Origin of the sequence: Micromonospora sp. NPDC051296, from assembly GCF_040682255.1 — a bacterium.
Taxonomy (GTDB): domain Bacteria; phylum Actinomycetota; class Actinomycetes; order Mycobacteriales; family Micromonosporaceae; genus Micromonospora; species Micromonospora craterilacus.
This window is the reverse complement of record NZ_JBFBAO010000526.1, coordinates 1-3574: the sequence shown is the minus strand read 5'-3', so window position 1 is coordinate 3574 and position 3574 is coordinate 1. Positions and strand designations below refer to the sequence as shown.

Sequence of the window (3574 nt, the reverse complement as noted above, 5' to 3'; positions counted from 1 at the left end):
CGGCACCTCATCCGCCGTACGGGTGTCAGTCACCGTCACCGTCGGCAGCGTGCCCACGAACTGACGCACCAGCAACGTCGACCCGTCCTCGGCCAACGCGACCGAGTCACCAGCGATCGACATCGCCAGGACACCCGGCTCCCTGATCGGCTCGATGTCCACGGTCACCCGCACATCCGACTCGTCACCCGGCTCCGCCAGAGCCGGCGACCCCACCGCCACCGACCCGGCCAGCAGGGCACCCGCGGCACCCGCCACGAGAAGCCGCTTACGATTCCACACGTTCATCTCGATGCTCCGTTATCACTCGTGGTTACTGGGCTTGACGGGGGTCGGCGGTGCAGTTGACGCCGGAGTACTGCTCGGTGACGACAGTCGTCACGTCCTTGCCGTTGACGGACCCGGTGACCTGGACGGTCGCCGAGCCGGCCGGGACCGAGCCCGCCCGGGTGGCGAACTGCTGGAAGGCGTTCCCGCCCGGCGCGACGTTCGCGAAGGAACGCTCGCCGTACGCGGTCTCCAGCGTGATGTTCACCGCCGCGGTGTGGTCGTTGCGCGCCTGCACCGCGACGTACGCCTTACCGGCGACGCACCGCGCCTGGGCGGTCACCGTGACCGGCAACGTGGGTTGGACACCCGGGTCGTCGGCGAAGACCCGCCAGTCGGTGATCGCGACCGCGGAGTAGGTGGTGCCGTTGCCGTTGGCCCGGATCGTGGCCCGCACCCGCGAGGTGGTGACGGGGTCGAAGGTGACGTTGTTGAACGCGGTCGTGCTCGTGCCGTAGTTGCCTGCGCCGGTCACGTCCCGCCAGGCCGAGCCGGCCTCGTCCCAGTACTGCAGCACCCACCCGTCGGGCTGGGCGACACCTTCGCCGGAACCCTGGTTGGAGTCCCGCCAGAACTTCAGCTCCGTGCCGATGATCCGCACCGGACGGGCCCAGTCGTACTGGACCCACTGGGTGGCCGGACGGGTGCCGGACCAGGTGCCCCAGATCTGCGCCTGGCTCGGGCTCGCCGGGTCGGCGCCGTCGTTGAGCGCGGTGACGCTGTTCCAGCTCGCCGTGTAGGAGGCGGTCGGGGTCGCGATGGGCGCGATGTTGCCCGTGAGCGGCCCGGACAGGTCCGCCGGGAGGACGACCGACTTGGCGGTCTCCAGGTTCCCGGCCACGTCGAGCGCCCGGAACGACACGGTGTGCCGGTTCGAGTCGGGTGCCGTGATGGCGCCGCTGTACGTGGTCCACGCACCGGTGCCGATGGCGTACTCGATCCGGGCCACCCCGGAGGTGGCGTCGGTCGCGGTCACCGTGACCGAACGGTTGGTGCTGTTCACGGTGGCCGTGCTGACCGGTGCGGTGGCGTCGATGCGTACGGCGAGGTTCGCCGGCGCCGAGACGTTGCCCGCGCGGTCGGTCGCGGTCGCCGTGACGGTGTGCTGCCCGTCCCCGGAGACGTTGACGTCGACGAACCGCACGTCGTTGGCGACGGTCGGCTGGCCGTTGTTCACCTGCGAGGAGATGGCCAGCCGGCCACCACGGTCGTCGACACCGGCGACCCGCACCCGCACCGCCGACCGGAACCAGCCGGCGCTGCCGGCGCTGCCGCTGGGCGTGAGCGTCACCGTCGGCGCGGTCTCGTCGCCCTCGGTGTCATCCGGCGAGATGACGTTGACCTGCGCGGATACCCGCCCGGCGGCGTAGCCGAGCACGGTGCCCTGGATCGTGAACGTCCGAGGCGCCGCGACGTCCTCCGGCTTGACCGCGTCCCAGTAGACCGGCACCCGCAGCGTCTCGCTGCCGAACGACACGGGAAGGGTGTCGGGCAGGTCGGTCTCGCCCACCTCGACCGTCATCGTGGGTGCGGTGACGGCGGTGCTCGGCTGCGCGGCGAGGATCTTCCACTCCTCGACCGCCACCGCCGAGTAGGTGCTGCCGTTGGTCGACGCGTCGAACACCGCGCGGACCTGTGTGGTGGTCACCGCGTCGAACGTGGTGTTCTGGAAGCCCTGCGTGCTGGTCGGGAAGCCGCTCGGGTTCGGCACGTCGGCCCACTGGCCGGTGTCGAGGTTCCAGTACTGGATGCGCCAGCGGGCCGGCGCGGCCACGCCGACTCCGCTGCCCTGCGGCTGGTCGTTCCAGAAGTCGATCTGCGAACCGGAGATCCGCATCGGCTGGTCCCAGGTGTACTGCACCCACTGCTGGGGCGGGTTGTTGCCGGTCCAGGTGCCCCACATGTCCGGCGGCAGCGGGTTCGACCGGACGATCTCGTCGTTGAGCGCCTTCACCCAGTACTGGGTGGGTACCGGCTCGTTGGAGACGGTGACCCTGGCCTCCTGGGCGATGTTCGGCCGGGGGGTGAGGTCGCGTCCCTTGGCCGGCGTCGGCGTGACGAGCTTCATCCGCGGCGGGGTCTGCGTGTCGTCCCACTCGACCGGGTCGATCGCCACGGAACGGCGGAAGTGGCCGCCGCCGACCGCGTCGGCGGTGTGGTACGCGAGGTACCACTTGCCGTTGAACTCCAGGATGCCCGGGTGGCTCGTGGTCGAGGAGACCGGCCGGAGCATGGTTCCCCGGTAGGTCCACGGTCCCTCGGGCGACGACGCCGTCCCGTACGCGATGCAGGCGTGGTAGTTCGCCGGGGTGCACTGCGAGGTCGGGCCGGCGTTGTTGCCGGCGTACGCCATGTAGTAGGTGTTGTTGCGCTTGAAGATCCAGGCGCCCTCGAAGAAGCCGGTCAGTCCCGTGACGGTGCGCGGGCTGCCGATCGTGGTCTTCATGTCCTGCTGGAGTTCGAGCATGCGCAGGTTGCTGAACGAGCCCCACCAGATGTACACCCGCTGGTTGGGGGCCTGCCCGTCGATGAGGATCGTCGGGTCGATGTTGTGGATGGTGTTGGCCGTGGGCACCCGCTGGGAGATGATCGGCCCGCCCGCGTGGTCGGTCCACGGGCCGGTCGGGCTGTCCGAGACGGCCACGCCGATCGCGAACTTGTCGGACGCCGGGCTGTTGCGCTCGTGGATCGGGACGTACCAGTAGTAGCGCCCGTCGACGCCCTGGACCATCTGACCCGCGTACGCCCGTCCGGCCGTGGCCCAGGCGAAGACCGCTTCCGGACGCATCAGCGACGGGAAGTGGGTCCACTCGCCGGCTTCGACGTTGGTGGTCCGGAACGCACCCCACTCGTTCATGATGAAGTCGTTGGTGGACGGTCCGGCCTGGTCGTGGCCGGTGTAGATGTAGAGCTGGTCCGTGCCGGTGTCGTTGCCCGGCGCGCCGGCCTTCACGACGACGGGCGCCGGGTCGGCCGAGTAGTAGCTGCCGTCGCCGAGGATGGGATTGACCGTGTTGGTGAAGGTGCGCGACTCGGGTTCGGCCGCCGAGGCCGGGGCAGCGACCCCGACCAGACCGCCGGCGACGAGCCCGGCGACCGCGGCCACGGAGAGCATCCGGCGGAACCGGCCCGACGGCCGGAAGGATGGTGGGGCGGCGCCGCGTCCCACGGTGGTGTTCACGGTGTCGATCTCCTCACTGTTGCGCAGGGGGGAGGGGGTGGTGGCGGCGCCCGGGAAGGCGCCGCC

General features: G+C 70.5%; 1 protein-coding gene and 1 pseudogene. Both read right to left on the bottom strand.

The features are described from left to right. Positions 1 to 288: pseudogene (locus AB0M52_RS32260) on the bottom strand (hypothetical protein); the annotation flags it as partial. Between the two features lie 25 nt (positions 289 to 313). Further along, the gene (locus AB0M52_RS32255; RefSeq protein ID WP_363961522.1) at positions 314 to 3442 is read right to left on the bottom strand and encodes a family 43 glycosylhydrolase; all 3129 of its coding nucleotides are present in this window, start codon (positions 3440 to 3442) and stop codon (positions 314 to 316) included. Between the last annotated feature and the right edge of the window lie 132 nt (positions 3443 to 3574).